36 protein-coding genes are annotated in these 20808 nt (G+C 64.9%); 24 read left to right on the plus strand and 12 right to left on the minus strand.

Translation table 11 applies throughout. The features are described from left to right. The 10 genes from LG306_RS13515 to LG306_RS13560 form a co-directional block, all read right to left on the minus strand. Nucleotides 1-375 carry an HNH endonuclease gene (locus LG306_RS13515; RefSeq protein ID WP_404415431.1) on the minus strand — a complete coding sequence of 125 codons (375 nt, stop codon included), beginning with the start codon at nt 373-375 and terminating at the stop codon, nt 1-3. Next, a complete protein-coding gene (locus LG306_RS13520) occupies nt 375-887 on the minus strand; it encodes a hypothetical protein (protein ID WP_404415433.1) in 513 nt (170 codons plus the stop codon). The genes LG306_RS13515 and LG306_RS13520 overlap by 1 nt, the downstream gene beginning before the upstream one ends. Next, nucleotides 884-1801 (minus strand): phage recombination protein Bet, encoded by a 918-nt coding sequence (bet, locus tag LG306_RS13525; RefSeq protein ID WP_404415436.1) that lies wholly within the window; start codon nt 1799-1801, stop codon nt 884-886. Before bet ends, LG306_RS13520 begins: the two co-directional genes overlap by 4 nt. Then, nucleotides 1798-2388: a siphovirus Gp157 family protein gene (locus LG306_RS13530; protein WP_404415439.1), complete on the minus strand. Its 591-nt coding sequence runs from the start codon at nt 2386-2388 to the stop codon at nt 1798-1800. Before LG306_RS13530 ends, bet begins: the two co-directional genes overlap by 4 nt. Further along, nucleotides 2289-2789: an HNH endonuclease signature motif containing protein gene (locus LG306_RS13535; RefSeq protein ID WP_404415441.1), complete on the minus strand. Its 501-nt coding sequence runs from the start codon at nt 2787-2789 to the stop codon at nt 2289-2291. Before LG306_RS13535 ends, LG306_RS13530 begins: the two co-directional genes overlap by 100 nt. 131 nt (nt 2790-2920) lie before the next feature. Then, nucleotides 2921-3163 carry a hypothetical protein gene (locus tag LG306_RS13540; RefSeq protein WP_404415444.1) on the minus strand — a complete coding sequence of 81 codons (243 nt, stop codon included), beginning with the start codon at nt 3161-3163 and terminating at the stop codon, nt 2921-2923. Beyond that, the gene (locus LG306_RS13545) at nt 3160-3576 is read right to left on the minus strand and encodes a hypothetical protein (RefSeq protein WP_404415447.1); all 417 of its coding nucleotides are present in this window, start codon (nt 3574-3576) and stop codon (nt 3160-3162) included. The genes LG306_RS13540 and LG306_RS13545 overlap by 4 nt, the downstream gene beginning before the upstream one ends. Beyond that, nucleotides 3573-3887, minus strand: coding sequence for a hypothetical protein (locus LG306_RS13550; RefSeq protein ID WP_404415449.1), 315 nt, complete (start codon nt 3885-3887; stop codon nt 3573-3575). Before LG306_RS13550 ends, LG306_RS13545 begins: the two co-directional genes overlap by 4 nt. Beyond that, nucleotides 3884-4327: a hypothetical protein gene (locus tag LG306_RS13555; RefSeq protein WP_404415452.1), complete on the minus strand. Its 444-nt coding sequence runs from the start codon at nt 4325-4327 to the stop codon at nt 3884-3886. The genes LG306_RS13550 and LG306_RS13555 overlap by 4 nt, the downstream gene beginning before the upstream one ends. Then, nucleotides 4324-4743, minus strand: a complete 420-nt coding sequence (locus LG306_RS13560) for a hypothetical protein (RefSeq protein ID WP_404415455.1) — start codon at nt 4741-4743, stop codon at nt 4324-4326. Before LG306_RS13560 ends, LG306_RS13555 begins: the two co-directional genes overlap by 4 nt. Nucleotides 4744-4863: 120 nt before the next feature. Here LG306_RS13560 and LG306_RS13565 point away from each other — a divergent pair, with 120 nt between their 5' ends. After that, on the plus strand, nt 4864-5145 hold the full coding sequence (locus LG306_RS13565) for a hypothetical protein (protein WP_404415457.1): 282 nt from the start codon (nt 4864-4866) through the stop codon (nt 5143-5145). Nucleotides 5146-5171: 26 nt separating this feature from the next. On the opposite strand, the gene LG306_RS13570 is transcribed toward LG306_RS13565, so the two are convergent. Both LG306_RS13570 and LG306_RS13575 read right to left on the minus strand, forming a co-directional pair. Then, nucleotides 5172-6119, minus strand: coding sequence for a hypothetical protein (locus LG306_RS13570; protein ID WP_404415460.1), 948 nt, complete (start codon nt 6117-6119; stop codon nt 5172-5174). Next, on the minus strand, nt 6116-6742 hold the full coding sequence (locus LG306_RS13575; RefSeq protein ID WP_404415463.1) for a helix-turn-helix transcriptional regulator: 627 nt from the start codon (nt 6740-6742) through the stop codon (nt 6116-6118). Before LG306_RS13575 ends, LG306_RS13570 begins: the two co-directional genes overlap by 4 nt. 84 nt (nt 6743-6826) lie before the next feature. Between LG306_RS13575 and LG306_RS13580 the strand changes: the two genes are divergently transcribed. The 23 genes from LG306_RS13580 to LG306_RS13690 all read left to right on the plus strand — a co-directional run bounded on the left by LG306_RS13580 (nt 6827) and on the right by LG306_RS13690 (nt 20799). Then, nucleotides 6827-7075 (plus strand): carph-isopro domain-containing protein, encoded by a 249-nt coding sequence (locus tag LG306_RS13580; protein ID WP_404415466.1) that lies wholly within the window; start codon nt 6827-6829, stop codon nt 7073-7075. Next, nucleotides 7072-7224, plus strand: a complete 153-nt coding sequence (locus LG306_RS13585) for a hypothetical protein (RefSeq protein WP_404415469.1) — start codon at nt 7072-7074, stop codon at nt 7222-7224. The genes LG306_RS13580 and LG306_RS13585 overlap by 4 nt, the downstream gene beginning before the upstream one ends. 3 nt (nt 7225-7227) lie before the next feature. Next, on the plus strand, nt 7228-7392 hold the full coding sequence (locus tag LG306_RS13590) for a hypothetical protein (protein WP_404415471.1): 165 nt from the start codon (nt 7228-7230) through the stop codon (nt 7390-7392). Between the two features lie 50 nt (nt 7393-7442). Then, nucleotides 7443-7886: a hypothetical protein gene (locus tag LG306_RS13595; RefSeq protein ID WP_404415474.1), complete on the plus strand. Its 444-nt coding sequence runs from the start codon at nt 7443-7445 to the stop codon at nt 7884-7886. After that, the gene (locus LG306_RS13600; protein WP_404415477.1) at nt 7886-8173 is read left to right on the plus strand and encodes a hypothetical protein; all 288 of its coding nucleotides are present in this window, start codon (nt 7886-7888) and stop codon (nt 8171-8173) included. The genes LG306_RS13595 and LG306_RS13600 overlap by 1 nt, the downstream gene beginning before the upstream one ends. Further along, nucleotides 8170-8397 (plus strand): hypothetical protein, encoded by a 228-nt coding sequence (locus LG306_RS13605; protein ID WP_404415479.1) that lies wholly within the window; start codon nt 8170-8172, stop codon nt 8395-8397. Before LG306_RS13600 ends, LG306_RS13605 begins: the two co-directional genes overlap by 4 nt. Next, nucleotides 8394-8579, plus strand: a complete 186-nt coding sequence (locus LG306_RS13610) for a hypothetical protein (RefSeq protein WP_404415482.1) — start codon at nt 8394-8396, stop codon at nt 8577-8579. Before LG306_RS13605 ends, LG306_RS13610 begins: the two co-directional genes overlap by 4 nt. Before the next feature lies 1 nt (nt 8580). After that, on the plus strand, nt 8581-9027 hold the full coding sequence (gene ssb / locus LG306_RS13615) for a single-stranded DNA-binding protein (RefSeq protein ID WP_404415485.1): 447 nt from the start codon (nt 8581-8583) through the stop codon (nt 9025-9027). Between the two features lie 12 nt (nt 9028-9039). Next, nucleotides 9040-9426, plus strand: coding sequence for a helix-turn-helix domain-containing protein (locus tag LG306_RS13620; protein WP_404415488.1), 387 nt, complete (start codon nt 9040-9042; stop codon nt 9424-9426). Beyond that, entirely contained in the window at nt 9423-10097 is a 675-nt protein-coding gene (thyX, locus tag LG306_RS13625) for an FAD-dependent thymidylate synthase (protein WP_404415490.1), read from the plus strand. The genes LG306_RS13620 and thyX overlap by 4 nt, the downstream gene beginning before the upstream one ends. A gap of 14 nt (nt 10098-10111) precedes the next feature. Beyond that, on the plus strand, nt 10112-10414 hold the full coding sequence (locus LG306_RS13630; RefSeq protein WP_404415493.1) for a hypothetical protein: 303 nt from the start codon (nt 10112-10114) through the stop codon (nt 10412-10414). Continuing rightward, nucleotides 10411-10653 (plus strand): hypothetical protein, encoded by a 243-nt coding sequence (locus LG306_RS13635; RefSeq protein ID WP_404415495.1) that lies wholly within the window; start codon nt 10411-10413, stop codon nt 10651-10653. Before LG306_RS13630 ends, LG306_RS13635 begins: the two co-directional genes overlap by 4 nt. Beyond that, nucleotides 10650-11387 (plus strand): DUF1376 domain-containing protein, encoded by a 738-nt coding sequence (locus LG306_RS13640; RefSeq protein WP_404415498.1) that lies wholly within the window; start codon nt 10650-10652, stop codon nt 11385-11387. The genes LG306_RS13635 and LG306_RS13640 overlap by 4 nt, the downstream gene beginning before the upstream one ends. Nucleotides 11388-11576: 189 nt before the next feature. Next, a complete protein-coding gene (locus LG306_RS13645) occupies nt 11577-13079 on the plus strand; it encodes an AAA family ATPase (RefSeq protein ID WP_404415501.1) in 1503 nt (500 codons plus the stop codon). A gap of 187 nt (nt 13080-13266) precedes the next feature. Next, nucleotides 13267-13983, plus strand: coding sequence for a hypothetical protein (locus LG306_RS13650; protein WP_404415503.1), 717 nt, complete (start codon nt 13267-13269; stop codon nt 13981-13983). Between the two features lie 133 nt (nt 13984-14116). Beyond that, on the plus strand, nt 14117-14326 hold the full coding sequence (locus tag LG306_RS13655; RefSeq protein ID WP_404415506.1) for a hypothetical protein: 210 nt from the start codon (nt 14117-14119) through the stop codon (nt 14324-14326). 9 nt (nt 14327-14335) lie between these two features. Then, complete coding sequence (locus tag LG306_RS13660; protein ID WP_404415509.1) at nt 14336-14527, plus strand: hypothetical protein; 192 nt, start codon at nt 14336-14338, stop codon at nt 14525-14527. A gap of 12 nt (nt 14528-14539) precedes the next feature. Beyond that, nucleotides 14540-15130, plus strand: a complete 591-nt coding sequence (locus LG306_RS13665; RefSeq protein WP_404415512.1) for a hypothetical protein — start codon at nt 14540-14542, stop codon at nt 15128-15130. Beyond that, nucleotides 15060-16397 (plus strand): DNA-packaging protein, encoded by a 1338-nt coding sequence (locus LG306_RS13670; protein WP_404415515.1) that lies wholly within the window; start codon nt 15060-15062, stop codon nt 16395-16397. The genes LG306_RS13665 and LG306_RS13670 overlap by 71 nt, the downstream gene beginning before the upstream one ends. Further along, on the plus strand, nt 16387-17793 hold the full coding sequence (locus tag LG306_RS13675; RefSeq protein WP_404415518.1) for a DUF4055 domain-containing protein: 1407 nt from the start codon (nt 16387-16389) through the stop codon (nt 17791-17793). The genes LG306_RS13670 and LG306_RS13675 overlap by 11 nt, the downstream gene beginning before the upstream one ends. Continuing rightward, a complete protein-coding gene (locus LG306_RS13680) occupies nt 17793-18785 on the plus strand; it encodes a minor capsid protein (RefSeq protein WP_404415521.1) in 993 nt (330 codons plus the stop codon). Before LG306_RS13675 ends, LG306_RS13680 begins: the two co-directional genes overlap by 1 nt. 353 nt (nt 18786-19138) lie before the next feature. Next, nucleotides 19139-19732, plus strand: coding sequence for a hypothetical protein (locus LG306_RS13685; protein WP_404415524.1), 594 nt, complete (start codon nt 19139-19141; stop codon nt 19730-19732). Nucleotides 19733-19785: 53 nt separating this feature from the next. Next, nucleotides 19786-20799, plus strand: a complete 1014-nt coding sequence (locus LG306_RS13690; RefSeq protein WP_404415527.1) for a major capsid protein — start codon at nt 19786-19788, stop codon at nt 20797-20799. The last annotated feature ends 9 nt before the right edge of the window (nt 20800-20808 follow it).

The raw sequence follows: 20808 nt of genomic DNA on the forward strand, positions 1-20808 counted from the left end.
CTAGCCCTCCCTGTTGGAGGAAGAGGCGGCGCCACGGCTATTTTCAAAGCCGCGCTTCGCCCACTTCGTTTTCGATTTCGGCCACAGCCCCAGGTGCTTTGCGCGCTGGCGATAGACCTTGGATTTCAGGGCCACGTCCTCGGCCGTCTTCTCGCGGTGCTTCTCGCGGAGGGCCGGGGCGAGGTTGCTCTCCCGGTTCTCCCCGCCGTTGATCAGGGCCATGACGTGATCGCAGTCCCAGGGCTCGCCGGCCGCGATCTTTCGTCCGCTGATGTGGCAGACGCCCTTGTGGGCTTCGAATACGCGCAGACGGACGCGGGCCGGGATGGGCGTGTCGTCGGTCTTGCCGATCCATTCTTCGGTTGAGCGGGCCATTACGCGGCCTCCGCGTGGTTCTGAAGCTCGGTCGTCGTGACACCGATCATCTTCGCCAGAGCGTTGAACACGGCGTCCTTGCTGGCCTGGAACTCCTCCCGGCCCATTGCCTTGACCGATTGGCTCTTGGGCTTGAACACCCGCACCACGGTCTCGCTGATGACGACCAGGGCGTATTCGCTGGCTTCGGCGCGGAGGTTCGCGGCCCAGCGCACGGCTTCGGCGCGGGAGGAGCAGACGTAATCCGCGATCGTGCAGTAGCCGGCCTCGATCAAGGCGCGGGCGCGCAGGTGCTCGGCGGTGGGATAGTGAGCCGCCAGCCGCTCGGGCAGATTGGCCCACGCCTCGTTGACCGCTGCAAAGAAATGGCGGTGCGATGCGCCCGAGCGTTCCTCGACGGGCGCCAGCCGATAGCGCTCGCCGATGGTGAACAGCTGATCGGCCTGGCGCTGAAAGCCCGGCAGGACGCGCATGGCCTCGCCGTCCCATTCATAGGGCAGCGGCGCGCTCACACCGGCACCCGATCAAGCTCGATGCGCTTGCGCTCGATCAGCTTCTTCAGCTCCAGGGCGTCGCCGCCGGCTCGCGCCCAGAACTCTTGCAGCGGCGCGCGGTTGGCGCTCTCGAACCAATCCAGCAGTTGCAGGCTCTCGATCTCGCTGACCCGTTCGGCCAGCCGGTCGAAAACCTGACCCAGCACGACGTTTTCGAGCGGCGCATTCGGGAAGAGCTGGAACAGGATGGCGTTGGCGCCGCCGATGCGGGCCAGCCGGTCGTCTCGGTCCTGGGTGGCGACAGCCTCAGACGGCAGCACGTCCGACGCCCGCGCCTGATCCAGTTCCGCACCCTCGTAGAGGCCGCTCATGTCCTCGGGGAACGCCTTGCGCAATGCTTGGGCCTCCGCGCACTTCGCCAGCATCACGCGGGGCATCCGCCCCCAGTTGCCGCCCGTGTCCAGCGTCTTCTTGCCGGTAGGCTTGCGGCGGCCGGTCGCCGGGTCTTCGCCCCACTCGTCGGAGATCGGCGCAAACTCGTCCCAATAGGCGACGCCGGTCACCGGCTTGTCGTCGATATAGACCTTCACGACGGCCTTGATCAGACCGAGGGGGTTGGTCGGCGACTTCTCGGCCGGGTCATAGGACAGGCCGGGTTCGTTCTCGTCAGGGCGATACCGGCCCGACCGAGCTGCGATGACGCGCAGGCCGTCGATCGTGGTGATGATCGACATACGGCGCTTGTCGGGCTTGTTCTTGTTGAAGACGAGCGGGCTGATCTGCTTGCGGAACGGATCCAGCCCGGCCGAGCGCGCGGCGGCCATGAACAGGTCGAACTCAGCATCGTTGCAGTCGTTGGCGATGGTGCGGCGGATCAGCGTGATTTGCTGGGACGACAAGGCCGAGGTCGGCAGGACAGCGACGTTGGTCATTTGACCCTCACAGTTAGGGATGGGGCGGCGTTGGACAGCGTGGCGCCGGTGACGGCCTCGCCGTCTTTCAGCGCGGCGCTCAGAGCTTTGCGATCCAGCTTCGGATCGGCGGCGACCCAGAAGCGCGACGGAATGGCGGCCTCGTCGGACACGATCAGAGAGGCGGGCCGGTTGGTCAGGGAGAGCGTCGCGGCCGGGCGCTCCAGCTTCTTGATCTCCGCGATGACCATCGCCTGCTCGATCAAGCCCCGGCGTATTCTGATGCGGTCCTCGACGCGCCTGGCGCGTGCTTCCAGGTCAGCGACGACTTTCTCGGCGCCGGCGACGATCACTGCGTCCTGGGTGTTTGCTTCCAGAAGGGCGTCAACGCATTCGACCAGCGAGGTTTCGCCCTCGATCATGTCGAGCGCCAAGCCCTCGTCGTTCTCGATCAGCGCGGCGAGGCTTTCACGCAGTGCCTTGGCGGCCATGGCTTCACGTTCAATGTTCATCGGACGCGCTTCCACTTGATCACGCCCGTGGGCCGGTTTCGGCTTGAGTTTCTTGTGGCCCCTGCTCGCGGCCTCGGCACTGCCACGTGCGCCCACGATTTCCCCGTCAGAACCTTGCCGATCGTCTTCGCGTTGACGCCGTAGCGAGCCGCAATCTCCGTCCCAGACGCACCAGCCTGATAGGCCGCGCATATCGGGCCGATGTCGGCCTCAGTCAGGTTCGCATTCGCGTTTGCGCTTCCATGGGCGGCTGGGGGGCGGGTGCTCCGCCCCTTCCGGACCATGTCGGCATGGTTGTCTTTGGGCGTCCCCAAGAACAGATGGTCAGGATTGCAGCAGGCCGGTGTGTCGCACCGGTGGCAAACGAACATTCCTTTGGGTATCGGCCCGTGGTGATGTTCCCACGATGCCCGGTGAACCAGGACGGCTTTCTGTCGGAACCTGACGACGGGGTATCCGGACACGGTGTGCCCGTCGTACAGCCAGCACCCCGTCATGGCGTCGTGATAGACATTCTTGACCAGTCGCTCTGCGAAGGGAGACGTTTGCCTAAACGGCAGACGATGCCCGGCTGCACCGTGGAGGGTGCGCCGCGTCTCCCAAGAGCGTTGAACAGCGTCGCTTCTGGTCACGGCAGGCGGCTCCACAGCAGGGCCAGCGCGGCGACGGGCGCCATGCAGGCCAGCAGAGCGGGGACGAGGGCCAGAAGCCGAAAAGGCGTGGCGCGGGCGTCGAACGGCGCGGTGCGCGGGTCGCCCCAATGCCCGACCGGATCAGCGGACCCGACGACCGGCATGGAGCGGTCACGGTTGCCGGTGGCGCGGGCGGCAGGGAACAGCGGATCGGCCGGGATGATGCGGATGTCGATCACGCTGCGGCCCTCGCGAACGCACGGCCTTTGCCCTTCGGCTTGCGGGCCTTCTTGCGTTGGGCCTGATGCGGCGTCTTGGCGGGCACTGGCTCTTCACCCGCTACCGTCCAGTGGCAAAGAGCAAAGCCAACCGTGCCGATCTTGACCTCGTGCTTAGGGTCGAATGACGACAGCAGCGCCTTGATCGCGCGAGCCGCCTTGACGCGGTCTATTTCCGGCTTCCAGCGCCGGCCGGCCGGAAGGATGGGTCCGCCGTTGAAGAACAGGCCCTGAGCATGACGCGTGAAGTCGTTGCGGTCGCAGTAGAAGTCGTCGCCCATTTGCTCGCGGGTCAGGTAGGCGCCTTGGCTGGCCCCAAACGCGATCTGCACGTCGGAAAACTCAGGAACGGGAAAGGTGGTCGGTGTCGTCACGCTGCGGCTCCCATGCTCACCGGAACAGCCAGGGCCGAACCGGAAGGGTCTGTGTCAGGGGTGGTGGGGTCGGCGTCGTTCGCGGCGTTCAGGCGGCGGCTCATAGCCTCGCCCAGCCGGACGGCCTGGGTGACGGAGCGGACCTGAAGCTCGATCAGCGTCCCGAGGATTTCGCGGGTCAGCGCGTCCTCTTCAGGCTCGCAGGTCGGCCCCCAGCGTTCGCGGAAGTCTCGGATCGCCTCGATGGCGGCGTCAACGGCTGTAGGGCCCACGCTGTCCTTCAGGGCGGTGATGGCGCGGATGCGGTTCATGCCGATGCCTCCGCTTGACCGTGATCGCCTAGACCGGCGAGCACGGCTCCGACGCCGCCAGTAAGAGACCGAGCGCTTTCCTCGGGCGTCAGCGCGCGGACAAACCTCAGCTCGTAGAGGCCCGGTCCAACGACTGTCCGGCGCGGACAGGCAAAGGTCCACGTGATGCAAGTCTTGCCGGGACCGTACTCGCCACCGGCCGGATCGAAGTCGGCGCTGTCTGACACGGCGAAGACGCTCGTGACCGCGCCACCCTCATGGAACGCCGCAGTCAGTGGGGGCAGTTCGACTGTGACGAGTTCGCGAACCTTCAGATAGACATCGAGACCGATCTGCCCGGCGAAGTGCTCGGCTTCGGTGCCGCCGACGTTATAGTCAACGACCGCCACGATAGCCTCGCGCTGGTCATTCGACAGGTCATTCCATTCGGGGAGCCTCACGCTGCGATCCCCGTCGAGAACATCGCAGCCTTCGCCACGGTCAGCTCACGGCGCCATTCAGCGGCCTTGCGCTCTCCGATTTCCTTGCGGGCGAGATAGGCGGTCAGGGCGTCGCCCTTGGCCACCGAGATCAGATAGTCGAGGTCGGCGTTCGCCCTGCCCTCTTCCATCGCCTGCAGGTCGTAGAGGGCGGCGCGGATGGCGGCGTCACCGACCTGATTGTTGTGCGGGCCGAAGTCGCGCAGGGCGGCAGCCGACGATCCGGCATGCAGCGCCATCTTGCGGGCGGTCAGGACGGCGTCGGTGACCGGCACGTTCCAGATTTGATCGGCGATCTGTGCGCCTTCCGGCAGCAGGCGAAGCGCGGCTTCGTGCTTTCCGGGGCGGCGTTGGGTGGTGGCGGCCTTGAAGGACATGGGTCACTCCGTTTCAATGGAGTGACTGTATGTTTCATACATTTCCCACGCAAGCGAAAAATGTATGTTTTGTACATCTTCATGCTATTTGGTCGGTGCGACAGGAAAGGACGCACACCCATGACCGAATCAGAAGCCTGCGAGATCGTGGCGAAATACGAGGCGCTGGTGATCGAAGCCGCGAGGCATCGGCTTCGCCATTATGACGTCGCCTGGGCGCTAGACGACCATCGCCTAAGAGTCATCGGCGGGCGCCTAGAACTGCAAACGATCTGGCTTTACGAGGAATACGGTGAACTTGTGCACGAGTTTAAACCGAGCCTCATTGATGAGGGCTTTAGCTCGCGCATCGGTGCTTGGATACGCCCCGCCGACGTGACACCGGCAGGTGATACACAGTGATCATCGCCGCCATTCTTGCTGCCGCGTTAGCTCACCAGGAAGTCGGCAGTAGTCCGACGCGCAATCATGCTGACATTTTCGGGGAGGTTCGGCGCTCCGACGAGGATCGGTCCCTTCCAATCGGTAAGATTGAAGAACCCGCCAGTGTGATGGATGGTTTTCAAGCCGTCCACACCTTCAACCGGAGACCGATACAGCACCGCGTAGAAGACACGAGCTGTGAGGCCGGGCTTCTCGATTTCCCGCTTGGCCCAGGCTGCGTCCCGCTCCCGAAGCTGTCGCAGCGAAAACTGCAGGTGGTGGGTCACGATGTGGTCGTCACCGGGAAAGACGACCTCGCCCCCCTTATGACTTCGCATCCTGCTCTGGATGAATTGGCTGTACGATTCCTCAATGGGCGTGAAACTGTAGTCATCAACGTCCATGTCGAAAATTACGGCGACGTCAAAGGCCGGCGAAGCGCCGACGTTCTCGAAGTGGGTCTTAAAGGCGAACTCAAAGTTATCGTGGGGCACTACAGGCTCCAGCGTCCGCTGAGCCATCCAAGGTCTCCGCTCAGTGAAGAACTGTTCCTGGGAGGCAATCACCATCGCGGCGGCAACCTCATTCCCTCTCTGCGCCTCTTGCACAGCGAGGTTGTTCGCCCTGAGTGTGTTCCGGATGTAAAGAAGCCCGAACGCGGTCAGGGCGAGTTGGAGGCCCGCGCAAATCGCCATGATCCACTGGGCTTTAAGGTCCGACTGCTCCACCTGGCTAGTGCGGTCATGGGCTTCATTCTGGTCTGCGCTGCCTTGCCCGCTGCCTTTCGGTGTCGCAATAGCGACGCTGGCGCCGTCGTGCTCTTGTGCTTTCTCGTTAGCGGCATGGCGCTGTTCTACTGGGGCGTGATCGGCGAGGTCTTCAGAGGGCTGGCCGGCGGCTCCTAGGCCGATTGCTGCAACAACCGCAATGCAGGCTACGCAAATAGCCTTCACCGGACGTGCAGCCGTTCAAGAGGAAGCACCCATTCGAGCTTCGCGTCCTCGATCGGATCATAGGCCGAGTTCAAGCTGTAGAGATCGTAGGTGCCGGCCTTTCTGCCAGGCCGCAGAATCTTGAAGAGCTTCCGGCCATCAGACAGCCGCGCCATAACGCGGCGGTTCACCAAGTCTTGGGGATTGTCCCTCTTGGCTCCGAAGACAGCAATGTCGCCGTCGTGAGCGAGAGGAACCATGCTGTCGCCCTCGACCCTGAGTGCAATCATCACATCGACCCCGGCGTCCTCAAGCCAATCGTCCGCATCGCCCATTGCGAAGTCATCCGCAAACTCGCCTTCGAACCCTGCCGCGACCTTGCCAAGAATCGGAATGCGGGTGGGCCGCCCATGCACCATTGGCCCTTTTCCGCTGTAGAGCCATTCGGCGCTTACTCTGTAGGCCTCCGCATATTCTTGGGCGTTGTCAAAACTAAATGTCGCGTTGCCGTTCTCATGGGCAGGGTAGCTGTTCTTCTGAAATCCAAACCGACGTACGGCTTCGGCAGCGCTGGGCACTCCAGCCAGCTTGCGCGACTTTCGTAGACGAGCGGCGCGCTCCTTAATTTTCTTGTCGGCGTCCATGTAGGAAAAGTACGGGAAAGCGTCTGTATGAAGGCTACAGTTTTGCCTTGCGGACGAACTGTATCTTTCATACAGTCGCTTCCCATGAGGACCTTCACAAAGATCATCGACGACGCTGGCGGACCGACGATATTGGCGCGAGCCATTGGTGATGAGCCGAACACCGCTCATGCTTGGAGGCGGGGAGAAAGCATCCCGGCGACCCGCTGGAACGCTTTAGCGCGAGCTGGACTGGCGACCCTCCAGGAACTTGCCAACGCGGCGGAGGCTAAAAGGCGAAACCCTATAGCCGCCAATGATGCCGACACCCCTCCCCAAGAGGAGGCGGCGTGATCCGAACCATTGGACGCATCGCCATCGTCTCGCTGGGTGTCGCCGCCATGCGCGCCGGGGCCGAGCTGCCCTGGTGGGCAGACGTCGCTCTGATCGTGATCGGCGTCACTCTGATCGGCCTTGCCGACCGCGACCGGCGCGAGGGCTGAGCCATGCTGACGCCCATCCTGACGCCCGACGATCTCCAGATGATCCGCGCCGTCGTCCGCCAGGAACTGACGGGCTTGCTCCACCCGAGCGTCCAGCGCCCGGCGCCCGCCCCTCTCCCCGTCGCCAACGATCTCCAACCCGAACCACCTCCGCCTGACGCCGCCTGAGTACGTGCCCGAAGCGTCACCGTCAGCCGAAACCGAAGCGAGAACATTCAGTGGAACGCCTCACCCCCATCGAACATGCGAACCTGGCCCGGCGGCTGATCGAAGCCGTGGGCGGGCTTGAGCGGGCCTCGCGCCTGTGCCGGGTCAACGCGACCGTCCTGTCCAACTACCAGAACCCGAACATGCCCGGCGTCAGCATGCCCGCGGACGTGATGTCCGACCTTCAGGTGGCGGCTGGCACGGCGCTCTATTCGGACGCCCAGGCCGCCGAGGTCGACCGGCCCCAGACGATGGTGGCGGATCCGATGCATCACGCCTGCGGGCTGGTGAAGGAGGCGGCCGACGTTCTGGGCGCCGTCCAGACCTCGCTCTCGGACGGCAACGTATCCGCCGCCGACTTCTCCAACTGCGACCGTGAACTGGCGGACCTTGAGGAACGCATCGCGATCCTGCGGGCCGGCCTTCGCGGCGCTCACCTGCGGGCGGTCGGCTGATGGCTACGATCCGTACCTACGTCGAGGTCGACGCCGACGAAGTCCTAGACGAGCTCAGCGACGATGACCTGCTGAACGAACTGAAGTCCCGCAAAATCGACATTCCTCTGTTTGGCGATCGTGAGCACCTGATGCGGGACATCGAGGATGCAGCCCGAGCGGGCCGCGCCTTCGATCTGCTGCTTCTCGTCCAGTCGGCAATCCTTCCCTCCACGTCGCCGTGCAAGGCCACTCCGTACGAGAGTTTGCCGCGCGACCCCATCACTGGAAGGCCGGTGATCCAATGATCCTCTCCGCCTTCACCCGCTGGACCAACCGCGCCCGTCTGGCGAAAGCCCGCCGCGCCTACGACCACGCCCGAGCCGAATATCGAGCTGCTGAGGACCGGCAAGATACGAGGCGAATGGGCGAGGCGACCCGCCCCCTCCAGGTCGCACACTATGAGCTGATGGCGGCCGAAGCAGCCTGTCTGCCCAAGCCCGAGCCGATGCCGCGCGGAGTGGCGCGATGAACCGCCAGCGCACCCATACGGTCATCAACGCCTATCGCGGCCGAGACGGACAGTCCCGCGTCTACGTCAAAGACCATCCCCTGCCCCTGCTCTGTGACGAACTTCTGAACGAGGGCGACTCCGTCGTGATCGTCGGGGACCGTGCGGAGCGGCCCAATCACCATCAACAAGGAGCCGCCTGACATGGCCGGCAGCGTCAACAAGGTCATCTTGGTCGGCAACCTCGGGCGCGACCCCGAAATCCGCACGATGCAGAACGGCGACCGCGTCGCCAACCTCAGCCTCGCCACCTCCGAGAGCTGGCGGGACAAGTCCTCCGGCGAGCGCAAGGAGAAGACCGAGTGGCACCGCGTCACGGTCTTCAACGAGGGCATCGTCAAGGTCTGCGAGAATTACCTGAAGAAGGGCTCGACCATCTACGTCGAGGGCCAGCTTCAGACCCGCAAATGGACTGATCAGCAGGGCGTCGAGAAGTACTCGACGGAGATCGTGCTGAAGCCGTTCAACGGCGTCCTGACCATGCTCGGCGGCGCGCCCTCCGGTGAGGGCCAGCGGTCTGCCGCCACTTCCGACAACCAGTCCTCAGGTCCGCGCGACAGCTACGACCTGAACGACGACATTCCGTTCTGAGGGAGGCGCGCCATGATGCCGACCTATGACGACCTGTTGGACGAGGTGCAGGTTCTCCGCCAGCGACTGGCCGAACTGGCCGAACCCGACACGGCGGCCAAGCTCGCCGCGTCCCTACGTCTCTCGCCTGCAGAGGCGCGGGTTCTGGCCATTATCCTGTCGCGCGACATCGCCCTCAAGGACGCGATCTATACGCTCGCCTTCCAGCACGACAACGGCGACGGCCCCGTCGAGAAGATCATCGACGTCTTCATCTGCAAGATCCGCAAGAAGGCGCGCCTTGGCGGCTGGCCCGGCCAGATCACCACGATCTGGGGCAAGGGCTATCAGATGTCGCCCGAGATGCGGTCTTGGCTGGAAGGCCTGATGAACCCGCAACCGGAGGCCATGGCGGCATGATCGCGGCCTCGTACATCACCCACTCTGGCGATGACCTTCTGGTCGTGAACGCCGCGCGCGTCAGCTTCGCGAAGCGCTCGACGATCCTGTCGCAGGACGACCGCCGACTGATCCGCTATCTGGCCTCTCATGGCCACTGGAGCCCATTTGCACACCCCCAGGTGACGATACACTGCCGCGCCCCGATCTTTGTTCGGACGCAGTGCTTCAAGCACAAGGTCGGCTTCGTCGAGAACGAAGTCAGTCGCCGGTACGTCGACGATGATCCCGACTTCTTCACGCCCGCCGAATGGCGCGGACGGCCGGTCAAGTCGAAGCAGGGCAGCAGCGGCGTCGTCCACCTGGTGGACCTCGGCGAGGGCGCATCCGCTTCGCCATCGCTGCTGCTGGAAGACCTGCACCGGACGGCGCTGGAAACCTACCAGACCCTGATCGATGGCGGCGTGGCCCCTGAACAGGCCCGCATGTGCTTGCCGCAATCCATGCTGACCGAGTGGTTCTGGACCGGCTCGCTGGCCGGATGGGCGCGGTTCTGCAGCCTGCGCCTGAAGCCGGATGCGCAGCAGGAGACGGCTCTGCTGGCTGGCATGTGCGACGACATCCTCGCGGGGCTGTTCCCTGCCTCTTGGGAAGCCCTGGCGGAGACTTCGGCCTGGGAGAAAGCGGCATGATTGGCGCCCCTTCTATGCACGACGTCATCCACGCCCGCGCCCGGCTGGGACAACGCGCGGGCGCTCAGGCCATCGCGCGCTTCCTGGGGTGCAGCATCGAGGGCGTGCAGCGCATCCTCGGCCCCCGCGATGAGCCCGAGGTCGAAGGCCAACGGTCGAAAGCCGAACTGGAGCGCGCGCTGTGCAACGCCTGGAACCGCGGCGACACCATCGAGACGATTCAGGACCAGCTCGGTTTGAGCCTCGATCAGGTCAAATACATGCGCCGGCGGCTCGGTTTGGCTCCGCGCGCGGTTCGCGATGGGGCCGCCGCATGAACGCCATCGTCCAGTTCCCCGAACGCGCCGGGCGTGACCTGACCAAGGACACCGCCGTCGGCATCTCGGCAATCGACCGCAAAGTCAATCGCATCATCGAGGATCACGAGCCTCACGGTCAGGCCGCGCGCCTGGTCATCCGATACGCCGTGCTTGCTGCCCGCATCCACATTTCAAAGACCGAGCTGGCGAACGCCCTCCGCGACCTGGCTGGGGAAGTCGAAGGAGCCTCGTCATGAGCCGCTTGGATTGGCACCCGCGTTACCATCGCGACGCGCTTGAGGGCATGCGCGGCCTGACGCTTGAGGACAGGGGCGCGTACACGACGCTGCTGGATCTGATGTACGATCGAGCGGGCGGCGTTCCCGACGATGAACGCTTTATCGCCGGATGGCTGGGATGCTCCGTTCGCCTCTGGCGATCGATCCGCGACCGCTTGATCCAGGCCGGAAAACTCACCGTCGAAAAGGGCCTTTCCGGCGACGTCCTGATGAACGCTCGGGTTCGGTTGGAGCTCGACTCGCAGGCGAACCGAAGCCGAGTCAACGCTGAGTCGGGCGCGAACGGAGGCCGAAAGAGCGCTCAAAAACGAGCGAAACCCAAAGAAAACAACGACAATCACGAAGCGGTCGCTCAAGCCCCGCTCAACCTAAAGACAGAGACAGAGACAGAAGGTTCCGAAGATAAATCTTCGGACGCGGTTCGCGTCGTGGTCGATCATGACAAGGCCGCGTGGGACCAGGCGGTTGACGTCCTGACCCGACAGGGCGGGATACCGGAAAAGCAGGCGCGTTCGGCGTTCGGCAAAATGCTGGGGGCCAACGGGTTGCGGGCGAAAGACATGCTCCCGTCCGTCGCTGCGGCGGCAGTCAGCGAGACCCAAGACCCCCTGGCCTACCTGACCCGATGCGCCCAGGCGATCGCCAAGCGAGGCGTTGAGGCGGCCAAGCCCAAGCGGGTGGCGTGGGTCTGATGGCGACAAAGCTCGACAAGGCCCGACTAGCGGGCATTCCGACGGGTAAAGGCGCCGACTACCGCTGTCCCTGCCCCAAGTGCTCCCCGCACCGGAAAAAGAAGAAAGACCCCTGTTTGCACGTCACCGTGCGCTCGGACGTCCTGCTGGCGAAGTGCTGGCACTGTGATTTTGAGGAAGGCTTTTTCGATGACCGCGATGGAAGTTCTGGACGCGCGTGGACTGGACGTCGAGCTGGCGTCCCGGCTCGGCCTGAACGGAGTGCGGCGCGATGGTGGTGACGTTCTTCAGATCGACTTCCGGCGCGGCGACGAGGTTCTGAGGCGCAAGTTCAAGCGTCTCGGCGAAGTGGCGGACGGAGCGCCTCGATATTGGCAAGAGCCCAAGGGCGGAGAGAAGATCGCCTGGAACGAGGACGCGTTGCGGGACGAAACCCTCTTGGGCTCTCCGCTGGTCATCACCGAGGGCGAGCTGGACGCCGCGACGGCCATCCAGTGCGGGTTCCTCCGGACAATCAGCGTCCCCGACGGCGCTCCGCCTCCCGGCAACAGGTCGGCTGAAGATCTTGAAGAAGGATCGAAATACGACTGGCTGAAGGCCCTCCGCCCGCTGCTGACGCGGGAGCGGGCGCCCGAGATCATCCTGGCGACAGATGGCGACGAGAATGGCGCCGCGCTCTTGCAGGACCTTTCGATCCTGCTGGGTCGGTTCCGGTGCAAGTTCCTCACCTATCCGAAGGCGAAAGACCCGGCCCGCCGAGGGCGTGACCGGCTAAAGGATTTGAACGAAGTCCTCCAGGACTACGGCGCTAAGGGCGTGATCGAGACTCTGAACCGGGCGCAGTGGATTAAGGTCGATGGCGTCCACCGGATGAGCGAGCTTCCGCCGCTCGCCAAGTCGGTGATCTATGCCCCCCGCCCCTCGCAGTTCCCGCTGTTCGGGGAGAACTTCAAGGTTCGGCTGGGCGACTTTTCCGTCATCACCGGAACGCCGGGTTTCGGCAAGACCACCTTCGCGCATGACCTCTTCTGCGGCATCGCTCAGGACAACGATCTGACCATCGCCTGGGCGTCTTTCGAACAGGAGCCTCAGCGCGACCACAGGCGGAACCTGCGGACCTGGTTCTGCCAGACGCCCGAGCATCGGCTCGACGCCGAACAGCTAGGCGCGGCCGATCGGTGGATCGACGCCCGCCACGCCTTCTTGGTCCCGAGCGAGGATGATGATGCCGATCTGGAATGGCTTCTGGATCGTATGGAGGTCGCCGTTGTGCGGTTCGGCGCCACGATCTTCATCATCGACCCTTGGAACGAGCTCGAGCACAGCCGCAAGCATGGTGAGACAGAGACGGAATACACGGGCCGGGCCATCCGGGCATTGAAGAGGTTCGCGAAGGCGTTCCGGGTCCACGTCTGCGTTATCGCCCACCCGACCAAGTCGGTGAAAGACGGCGACGGCAACTACAAGATGCCGACCCTCTATGACATCGCGGGCTCCGCCAACTGGTACAACAAGGCGGACCTCGGGGTGATCGTCCACAAGGACACGCTGGAGTATCGGGACGACCCGTACACCCTGATCAAGGTTCAGAAGAGCCGGTATCACGAGGTCATCGGGACGCCCGGCGAGGTCTTCATGGACTTCACCAAGGACTCGCGCCGGTTCGAAGAAGTTCAGCGGGGGCCAAAGTGATGGCGGCCGATCCCACGTATCGGGTGCTGGCTGACGGTCTGATCGCCCGAGCCGAAACTCGCCCTAAGCACTCCGACAGCGCGCGCCATCTCCGTGACGCCGCCGCGTCCCTGCTCGACGCCGACATGGCGATAGAGCGCGAAGACCCCGCCAACACGAACGACCAGCACCACCACGGAGCCGCAGCATGACCCTGACCGCCAAAGACAATGCCCGCATCGCGCTCCAGTGGCGCAAGATCGAATCCCGCGCCGCGCTCCTTCGGGGTCGCGTAGAAGCAATGCCCAGGGCCGGCATGGACGGCGTGCTTCGCGCGGCGGACCAGCACATCAAGGCCCGCTTCATGGACAAGGCGCTGGACACCCTGGACCGCATCGACAGCGGTCTGATCTCATTCGCCGAGCGGGAAGCCGACCGTAGGGAGCGGGAGGCCGCTTCAGCCCACGACAAGGAGCTGGAGGTCACCGGCGTCGACACCCATCGCACCACGACCGGCGTAGGCCAGCGCCACGGCATGATCTGGCTGGTCGAGAAGAAGCGCCTGACCGGAGACCGGCGCCGTGCTGCCGAGGCGTGGGCCGCCGACTACAGCCTGGTTCGGTCGGATGGATTGAAGTCCTGCCTGAACGACAACGCCAAGGGCGGAAGCGATGGCCCCAGCCAGCAGTTCATCGAGCGCAAGGCGGCGGCCCGCTGGCGCCTAGACCGCGCGCACAAGCACCTGAACAGCGCCACCGGATCCAGCCGGTTGGCAAACCTGGTCGATGCGGTGTGCGGGCGTGGCGACAGCGTCCGATCGCTGGCCGGCGGGAACCAGACTGCGGCCGAGCGGATGGAAGCCGAGTTGATGGTCGCCCTCGACATGGCGTGCGTGAGCTACGGCATCTTGAGAGCGGCGGCTTAGGTTCACACAACCCCTTGCGTTTTATCTAGAACGCAGCGATAAAAGCGTAACGGCGCTTCGCGCGCCCGGACCAGCCCCGCCTCTCACGAGCGCGGGGTTTTCGCGTCGTCGGCTCCAGCCTGGGACAGCGACCATGGAACTCAAACGACAACGCCGCCGCCGTGATCTTCAGCGCATGAAGGCCAAGGCTCTCCGCGTCTATGCCCACGACGCCAAGGCCCGCGCTGCGGAACACCTCGCCGTATGTTCGTGCTGGATGTGTGGAAACCCCCGCCGCTATGCGAAGTCGGACGAGCGCCTGACGCTTGCCGAACGCAAGGCGCATGAGGGCGACCTCGGCTGAGGAGGCCAGATGCCCGAGAACGTCGGAGGCATCATCGCCTCTGCCCACGCCCGCAATCTGGACTGTCTGATCTGCGGACAGTCGTGCGAGCCCGAGATCATCTGTCGAGAGACCCGCAACGCTGACCACTTCGAATGGCTCCGCTGCGCTCAGGACGGCGAGACGTTCCGGCGGGTGTGGATCGGCGGGTATGTGAGATAGCCGGGAGGCCTGATGTCCAAGCCCCCCACTGATTGGGAAGCCATCGAGCGGGAATACCGCGCTGGTCAGCTCTCCCTCCGAGAGATTGCCCGCGTCCATGGCGTCAGCGACACCGCCATCCGTAAGAAGGCCAAGGAGAAGGCCTGGGAAAGAGACCTCACCAAACAGGTGCAGGAAGCGGTTCGCGCCAAGCTGGTTCGCGAGGATGGTTCGCAGGGTTCGCACCCTCAACGCGGGACAGACCGGGACATAGTGCAGGACACGGCGGCTCGGGCCGTCGAGGTGGTTCGTTCGCACCGGCGATCGCTGTCCCAGCTGAACGCCATCGGCGACATTCTTGCCGAGCGGCTAGCCCAACACCTGGAGGGCATCACGCCCGACGGTCCGGGTCTGGGTGAGAAGGAGAGCCCCAGCGACATGCTGGAGAAGCTGTCCAGGACGCGGCAACGAGCCATTCAGCTAGAGAGGCAGGCGTTCAATCTTGACTCTCAGCCCGACGATGACGGCGTTGCGCCAAGCGGCGGGGGCGCCCTTGAACGCCTCGCTAATAGACTGGCTCGCAGCCAACGACCCGAACCTGCTGAAGGGCCTGACCGAGGCTGAGGCTGATGAGCTTTGGCACGACTGGCGAGCTTGGGCTCGACCGGAGCAGACGGCTCCTGATGGGGATTGGCAGGTCTGGGCCTACATCGCGGGTCGTGGATCTGGAAAGACGCGCTCCGGCGCGGAGTGGATCAGGGAGAAGGTCAAAGGGGGATCGTCACGGATCGCCCTGATCGCGCCCACGGCGGCGGACGTCCGCGACGTTATGGTCGAGGGCGAGAGCGGCATCCTGAACGTCTGCTGGGCGGGCGACAGGGACCATCGAGGCGCGATTACCGGCCGGCCGATCTACGAGCCATCCAAGCGGCGGCTGACATGGGCTAACGGCGCGGTCGCAACGGCATTCTCTGCGGATGAGCCGGATCGCCTTCGCGGGCCTCAGTTCGACACTGGGTGGTGCGACGAGCTCGCTGCTTGGAACTACGCCCAAGAGGCGTGGGACATGTTCATGTTCGGCCTGCGTCTCGGGGAAAGCCCCCAGGCCATGGTCACGACGACGCCGCGTCCGATTCCTCTGGTACGCCAGATCGTCGGCGCATCAACCACGGTAGTGACGCGAGGGTCGACCTTCGCCAACCGGGCCAACCTGGCGGCGTCGTACCTCGACAAGATTGTCACTCGGTATCAGGGGACGCGTCTTGGTCGGCAGGAGTTGGACGGAGAAATCCTCGACGACTTCCCCGGCGCGCTCTGGACACGCGCCATGATCGACGACGCGCTGAAGGATGCAGCGCCGCCGAACATGCAGCGGATCGTAGTGGCGATCGACCCGTCAGGCACCGGCGGTGACGACGAAGGCGACAGCATCGGCATCGTGGTTGCGGGCAAGGGCGTGGATGGCCGGGCCTACGTGCTGGCAGATCGGACATGCAAGCTCTCCCCAGACGGATGGGGTAGGCGAGCAGTCGCCGCCTACCATGAGTTCGGGGCTGACAGGATCGTCGCCGAGCGGAACTATGGCGGGGCCATGGTTGAGCATGTGATCCGCACTGTGGATCGCCGGGTCCCGTACAGGGAGGTCACGGCGTCCAGAGGCAAGATCCTCCGCGCCGAGCCGATTGCCGCTCTCTACGAGCAGGGCAAGGTCAAGCACGTCGCGGGCCTGAGAGATTTGGAGGACCAGATGTGCGCCATGACCTCCGAGGGCTTCATGGGTGATGCTTCGCCCGACCGTGTCGACGCCCTGGTCTGGGCGCTGACCGAGCTGATGGTGACCGGCAAGGGTCCCGCGACCGTGATCAAGCAGAGCACGTTCGGTGCCCGTTAACGATCGAGATCCCGCCTGGGCGGAGCACCAGGGCGACCGCAAGAAGGTCGCTGACATCTTCGCCGGCCGCGAATGCGCCGTCGGCTACATCCGCGGCCTGCCGGGCTGGGACGTGGCGACGCTGCAGAACATCCAGGAGGGCGCATACTTCCTGCCGATGGTCGCGCGCACCGTGGAGACCTTTGGCGGCCTCGTGTTCATGAAGGCCCCCAGCCGTACGCTTCCCGCCGGTCTCGAGCCCTACCTCAAGGACGTGACGCAGTCGGGCCAGGAAGTGGACCGCTTCGCCGAGCAGACCCTCGACGCGGTGATGCTTTCGGGCGCCGTGATGGTGCTGGTGGACTATCCGTCGAGCAGCGAGCGTGTGACCCGCGCACGGGCTGAGGAAATGGGCCGTCGTCCGGTCCTGCGCCTGTATGACGGCAACGCCATATTGGCCGCGCGCACCATGCAGGTCGGCGCAGCCCGCAAGCTGTCCCACGTCCGCCTGCTGGAGCAGGTCCAGGAGGAGGATCCGCAGGACCGGTTCAAGCTGGTCGAGATCGAACAGGTGCGCGTCCTCGATCTGGTGGACGGCTCCTATGTGCAGACCGTCTGGCGGGCCAAGGACGGGCAGTGGTCCGCGATTGAAACCGTCACGCCGACCATGAACGCCAAGGCGCTGGACGCCATCCCCGCCTTCTTCTCGAACACACGCGACGGCGAACCCGTCCCCGCCAAGCCACCGTTGACCGACCTGGCGGACATCAACGTCGCCCACCTGAACAACGCTGCTCAGTACGAATGGGCGCTGGCCTGGCTCGGCGCTCCGGTGCTGTTCGGGGCAGGCATCAGCCTGAACGAAGGCGAGACCATCCAGATGGGCGCTTCTTCGGCGGTCATCACGGGTGAGGCGAACGCCAAGCTGGAGATCGTCCAGGCGGACGCCGCCAAGTTCTCCGGCCTAAAGACGGCCATGGACGACAAGCGCCGGGATGCTGCCGCATTGGGCGCCCGGATGCTGATGGAGAGCCCGCGGGCCGCCATCGCCGCCGAAACAGCTCGCATCGAGCGCGCCGGCGAGACTTCCGTCGTTGGCGCCATGGCCAATGCGGTGAGCCAATGCCTGACGAACGCCCTGACCTTCATGGCGCAGTGGGCGGGCGTGTCGGGCGACGTGCTGTATTGGCTGAACACCGACCTCCTGCCCGCGGGCATGGACCCGCAGCAGTTGGAAGCGCTGCTGAAGGCCTGGCAGTCCGGCGCGATCAGCAAGCGCGAACTGTTCGCCAAGCTCCAGCAGGGCGAGATCGTGGATCCCGCCAAGAGCTACGAGGACCACGAGGAAGAGGTCGCCGAGGAAGGCGCCGCTCCCGGCCTGGTCGAAGAGGACGAAGCCCCGCCTGAGGCCGCGTGATGGCCACAGCCGAGGACATCCACAATCAGGCGGTCCTCCATCGGATCGCCCTCAACCGCTACAGCACGTCGCTGGTTCGCAAGGTGCTGGCGCAGCTGAACCGCGTGGACGCCGATCTGGTGGCCCGCATCCTCCGTGCTGACAACGAGGGCCGTGACCCGCGCCAGTTGGAGCGGATGCTGGAGGAGATCAGAGCGCTTCAGGCCGATGGCTGGACGGTGCTCCGGTCCAGGCTGAACACCGACCTTGATGCGCTGGCCGGCGCTGAGTTGGATTTCGCCGAGCGTCTGGTGCGGCTGGGATCGACTGCCGCAAGCGTCGACGCCATCGCCACGGCGCCCAGCGCGGCCCAGGTGATCGCCGCGGTGAACTCGCGTCCGTTCCAGGGTCGGTTCCTGCGGGAATGGCTGTCGGAGGCGGAGGAAGGCGCGGCCAAGCGGGTTCGCGAGACGGTACGGCAGGGCTTCATCGAGGGCCGGTCAGTCACGGAGATCGCCCGTCTGATCAGGGGCACGAGAGCGCTTCAGTACCGGGACGGCATTCTGGAGATCAGCCGCCGCGGCGCGGAGGCCATGGTTCGCACGGCAGTGACGCATGTGTCAGCGGTGGCGTCGCAAGAGACATACGCCGCGATGGGCGATCTGGTCGTCGGGGTTGAGTGGGTCTCGACGCTGGACAGCCGCACGACGGTTATCTGCGCAGGGCGAGACGGCAAGGTCTACCCGCTGGACAGCGGACCTCGCCCGCCAGCGCATGTGAACTGCCGATCGACCACCATCCCCCGCATCCGGGGCCTGGCCCCTGTTGAGCGGCAGACCTATGCGGAGTGGCTGAGAATGCAGCCCCCCGAGGTGCAGGACGACATCCTCGGCGTCGCGAAAGCCAAGCTGTTCCGGGCCGGGAAGCTGACGCTGGACCGGTTCACCGACCGCACTGGCCGCGTGCTGACGCTGGACCAGCTGAAGAAGCGTGACGCGGAGGCGTTACCGTAGGATAACGGGGCCGTGGAGAGCCCCTTTCGCGTCATTGACGGCGGCAAGCCCGACAAGCCGAAGCGGCCTCGGAGGGCTCGACGCCTCACGCCGTGGGAATGCCGGATATGCGAGGCGGACATCGGTGTCCGCAGCCGGTCCCTGATGAAGGTCAGGGATCAGGCGTTCCAGGATGAGCGGCTGAGGATCACCGGCGGGACGGACAAGTGGGTCTGCGCCATGTGCATGGCCCGCGGGAAAGTGACCCCCGTCACAGCATAAGAGCTTCGCCCTTCCGTAGGGCAAGGCGCTGGGTATGTGCCCGGCGTGCATCGTGGGCCGGTTAGAGCCAGCCCCAGAACGGAAACCCCAAAATGGCAGACGACAACAACACCCCTCCGGTGGACGAAGATTCGCGCCCGGACGACGTGGCGGAGAAGCTGAAGGCCAACAACGCCAAGCTCCTGAAGGAGGCCGCCGAGGCCCGCAAGCGCGCCGCCGAGGCCGAGGCCAAGATCGCGGAGCGCGAGGAAGCTGATGCCCGCGCCGCAGAGGAGCAGGAAAAGGCCAAGGGCGAGTTCGCCAAGGTCGAGGGCCGGCTCACCGCCGAGCGCGACGACTGGAAGGCCAAGTACGAGAACCTGGTCGGCACGAATGCGCTCACCACGGCCCTGATCGAGGCCAAGGTCGACGACATTTACAAGCCGGCCGTGACCGCCCTGCTCAAGGAGAAGGGCATCAAGATCACCAAGGACGGCGAGCCCCAGATCGAGGGCCGCTCTCTGACCGACTACGTGAAGGAGTGGGCCGCGTCGGACGCTGGCAAGCCCTTCATCCTGGACGGCAACTCAGGCGGAGGCGCTCCTGGCGGCGGCAGCCCCGGGGTCAAGCCGCTCTCCGAGCTTGGCGAAGCAGAGCGCCTCGCCCTGGCCCGCAAGGGCAAACTTCGCCCCCTGACCGGGGCGTAACCCCGTCCCCCTGATCGGGGGCGTTTCTAACCCCCGACTAAGGAACTAATCACATGGCTATGACTACCCTCGGCGATGTGTTCGCCACTGACCGGACGGCCGCCTATGAGGTCATCCAGTCCTACATGGATACCGACCCCGTCACCTCCACCCCGTTCTTTGAGAGCGGGCTGATCGTGACCAACCCGATCATTGCCGAGATGGCAGGTTCGGGCACCGGTATCGTGGAACTGCCCTTCTGGGCGCGCATCGACTCCAGCGTCGAGCCGAACTACTCGAACGATGTGTACGAGGACGTTGCTGTTCCGCGTGCGATCGGCACCGGCTCCATGCGTGCGCGCAACGCCTACCTGAACGAGGGCTTCGGCTCTATGGATCTGGTGAGCGTCATTACCGGTCGAGACCCGCTCCAGCGCATCGCCGGGCGCCTCCAGCAGTTCTGGCAGGAGCAGGCCGAGCGCCGGATCGTGGCTACTCTCCGCGGCATCTACAACGACGCCGTGGCCGCTGACACCGGCATGGTCTTCGAAGCTGAGGCCGCTGACGGTTTTACTTTCTCGGGACTGATCGACGCTCAACTGACCCTGGGCGACGCCTTCGGCACCATCGGCGGCTATGTGATGAGTTCGGCTGTGTTCGGCGGCTTCGTGAAGGAAGGTCTGGCCACTGTGGCTCGCACTCCCGACACGAACGTGCTGACGCGCACGCTCAACGGCATGCCCGTCATCGTCAACGATGCCGCAATGGTTGTCGGCGGGCGTTCCATCGTGGCGCTGATCGGTCCCGGCGCCTTCGGCTACGGAATGGCCGAGCCTGCCAACTCTCTGGAGTACGAGCGTGAGGCGGCCCGCGGCAACGGCGGCGGTGCCGAAACCCTCTGGACCCGCCGGAACATGATCGTGCACCCGCTGGGCTTCGACTTCCTCAGCACCTCGATCACCGGCAACGGCACGGAGACGACCCCGCGCTCGGCCGGCTGGACCGATCTGGCCAACGCCGCGAACTGGGAGCTGGTGGCTGACCGCAAGCAGGTCCCCATCGCCTTCCTGAGCGTCGCCGCCGCCTAACCCTGACGG

It is taken from the genome of Brevundimonas vesicularis, assembly GCF_044807075.1.
GTDB classification, from domain to species: domain Bacteria; phylum Pseudomonadota; class Alphaproteobacteria; order Caulobacterales; family Caulobacteraceae; genus Brevundimonas; species Brevundimonas vesicularis_G.

Excerpts from the sequence above, each read along its gene's own strand:
- LG306_RS13665 (WP_404415512.1), top strand. The coding sequence starts at position 14,540 with ATGTCCAAGCCCCCCACTGATTGGGAAGCCATCGAGCGGGAATACCGC.
- LG306_RS13575 (WP_404415463.1), bottom strand. The coding sequence starts at position 6,742 with ATGGACGCCGACAAGAAAATTAAGGAGCGCGCCGCTCGTCTACGAAAG.
- LG306_RS13605 (WP_404415479.1), top strand. The coding sequence starts at position 8,170 with ATGATCCTCTCCGCCTTCACCCGCTGGACCAACCGCGCCCGTCTGGCG.
- LG306_RS13680 (WP_404415521.1), top strand. The coding sequence starts at position 17,793 with ATGGCCACAGCCGAGGACATCCACAATCAGGCGGTCCTCCATCGGATC.
- LG306_RS13685 (WP_404415524.1), top strand. The coding sequence starts at position 19,139 with ATGGCAGACGACAACAACACCCCTCCGGTGGACGAAGATTCGCGCCCG.
- LG306_RS13640 (WP_404415498.1), top strand. The coding sequence starts at position 10,650 with ATGAGCCGCTTGGATTGGCACCCGCGTTACCATCGCGACGCGCTTGAG.
- LG306_RS13660 (WP_404415509.1), top strand. The coding sequence starts at position 14,336 with ATGCCCGAGAACGTCGGAGGCATCATCGCCTCTGCCCACGCCCGCAAT.
- LG306_RS13560 (WP_404415455.1), bottom strand. The coding sequence starts at position 4,743 with ATGTCCTTCAAGGCCGCCACCACCCAACGCCGCCCCGGAAAGCACGAA.
- LG306_RS13610 (WP_404415482.1), top strand. The coding sequence starts at position 8,394 with ATGAACCGCCAGCGCACCCATACGGTCATCAACGCCTATCGCGGCCGA.
- thyX (WP_404415490.1), top strand. The coding sequence starts at position 9,423 with ATGATCGCGGCCTCGTACATCACCCACTCTGGCGATGACCTTCTGGTC.
- LG306_RS13535 (WP_404415441.1), bottom strand. The coding sequence starts at position 2,789 with ATGACGGGGTGCTGGCTGTACGACGGGCACACCGTGTCCGGATACCCC.
- LG306_RS13590 (WP_404415471.1), top strand. The coding sequence starts at position 7,228 with ATGCTGACGCCCATCCTGACGCCCGACGATCTCCAGATGATCCGCGCC.
- LG306_RS13600 (WP_404415477.1), top strand. The coding sequence starts at position 7,886 with ATGGCTACGATCCGTACCTACGTCGAGGTCGACGCCGACGAAGTCCTA.
- LG306_RS13550 (WP_404415449.1), bottom strand. The coding sequence starts at position 3,887 with ATGAACCGCATCCGCGCCATCACCGCCCTGAAGGACAGCGTGGGCCCT.
- LG306_RS13515 (WP_404415431.1), bottom strand. The coding sequence starts at position 375 with ATGGCCCGCTCAACCGAAGAATGGATCGGCAAGACCGACGACACGCCC.
- LG306_RS13580 (WP_404415466.1), top strand. The coding sequence starts at position 6,827 with ATGAGGACCTTCACAAAGATCATCGACGACGCTGGCGGACCGACGATA.
- LG306_RS13650 (WP_404415503.1), top strand. The coding sequence starts at position 13,267 with ATGACCCTGACCGCCAAAGACAATGCCCGCATCGCGCTCCAGTGGCGC.
- bet (WP_404415436.1), bottom strand. The coding sequence starts at position 1,801 with ATGACCAACGTCGCTGTCCTGCCGACCTCGGCCTTGTCGTCCCAGCAA.
- LG306_RS13655 (WP_404415506.1), top strand. The coding sequence starts at position 14,117 with ATGGAACTCAAACGACAACGCCGCCGCCGTGATCTTCAGCGCATGAAG.
- LG306_RS13690 (WP_404415527.1), top strand. The coding sequence starts at position 19,786 with ATGGCTATGACTACCCTCGGCGATGTGTTCGCCACTGACCGGACGGCC.
- LG306_RS13565 (WP_404415457.1), top strand. The coding sequence starts at position 4,864 with ATGACCGAATCAGAAGCCTGCGAGATCGTGGCGAAATACGAGGCGCTG.
- LG306_RS13630 (WP_404415493.1), top strand. The coding sequence starts at position 10,112 with ATGCACGACGTCATCCACGCCCGCGCCCGGCTGGGACAACGCGCGGGC.
- LG306_RS13645 (WP_404415501.1), top strand. The coding sequence starts at position 11,577 with ATGACCGCGATGGAAGTTCTGGACGCGCGTGGACTGGACGTCGAGCTG.
- LG306_RS13620 (WP_404415488.1), top strand. The coding sequence starts at position 9,040 with ATGATGCCGACCTATGACGACCTGTTGGACGAGGTGCAGGTTCTCCGC.
- ssb (WP_404415485.1), top strand. The coding sequence starts at position 8,581 with ATGGCCGGCAGCGTCAACAAGGTCATCTTGGTCGGCAACCTCGGGCGC.
- LG306_RS13635 (WP_404415495.1), top strand. The coding sequence starts at position 10,411 with ATGAACGCCATCGTCCAGTTCCCCGAACGCGCCGGGCGTGACCTGACC.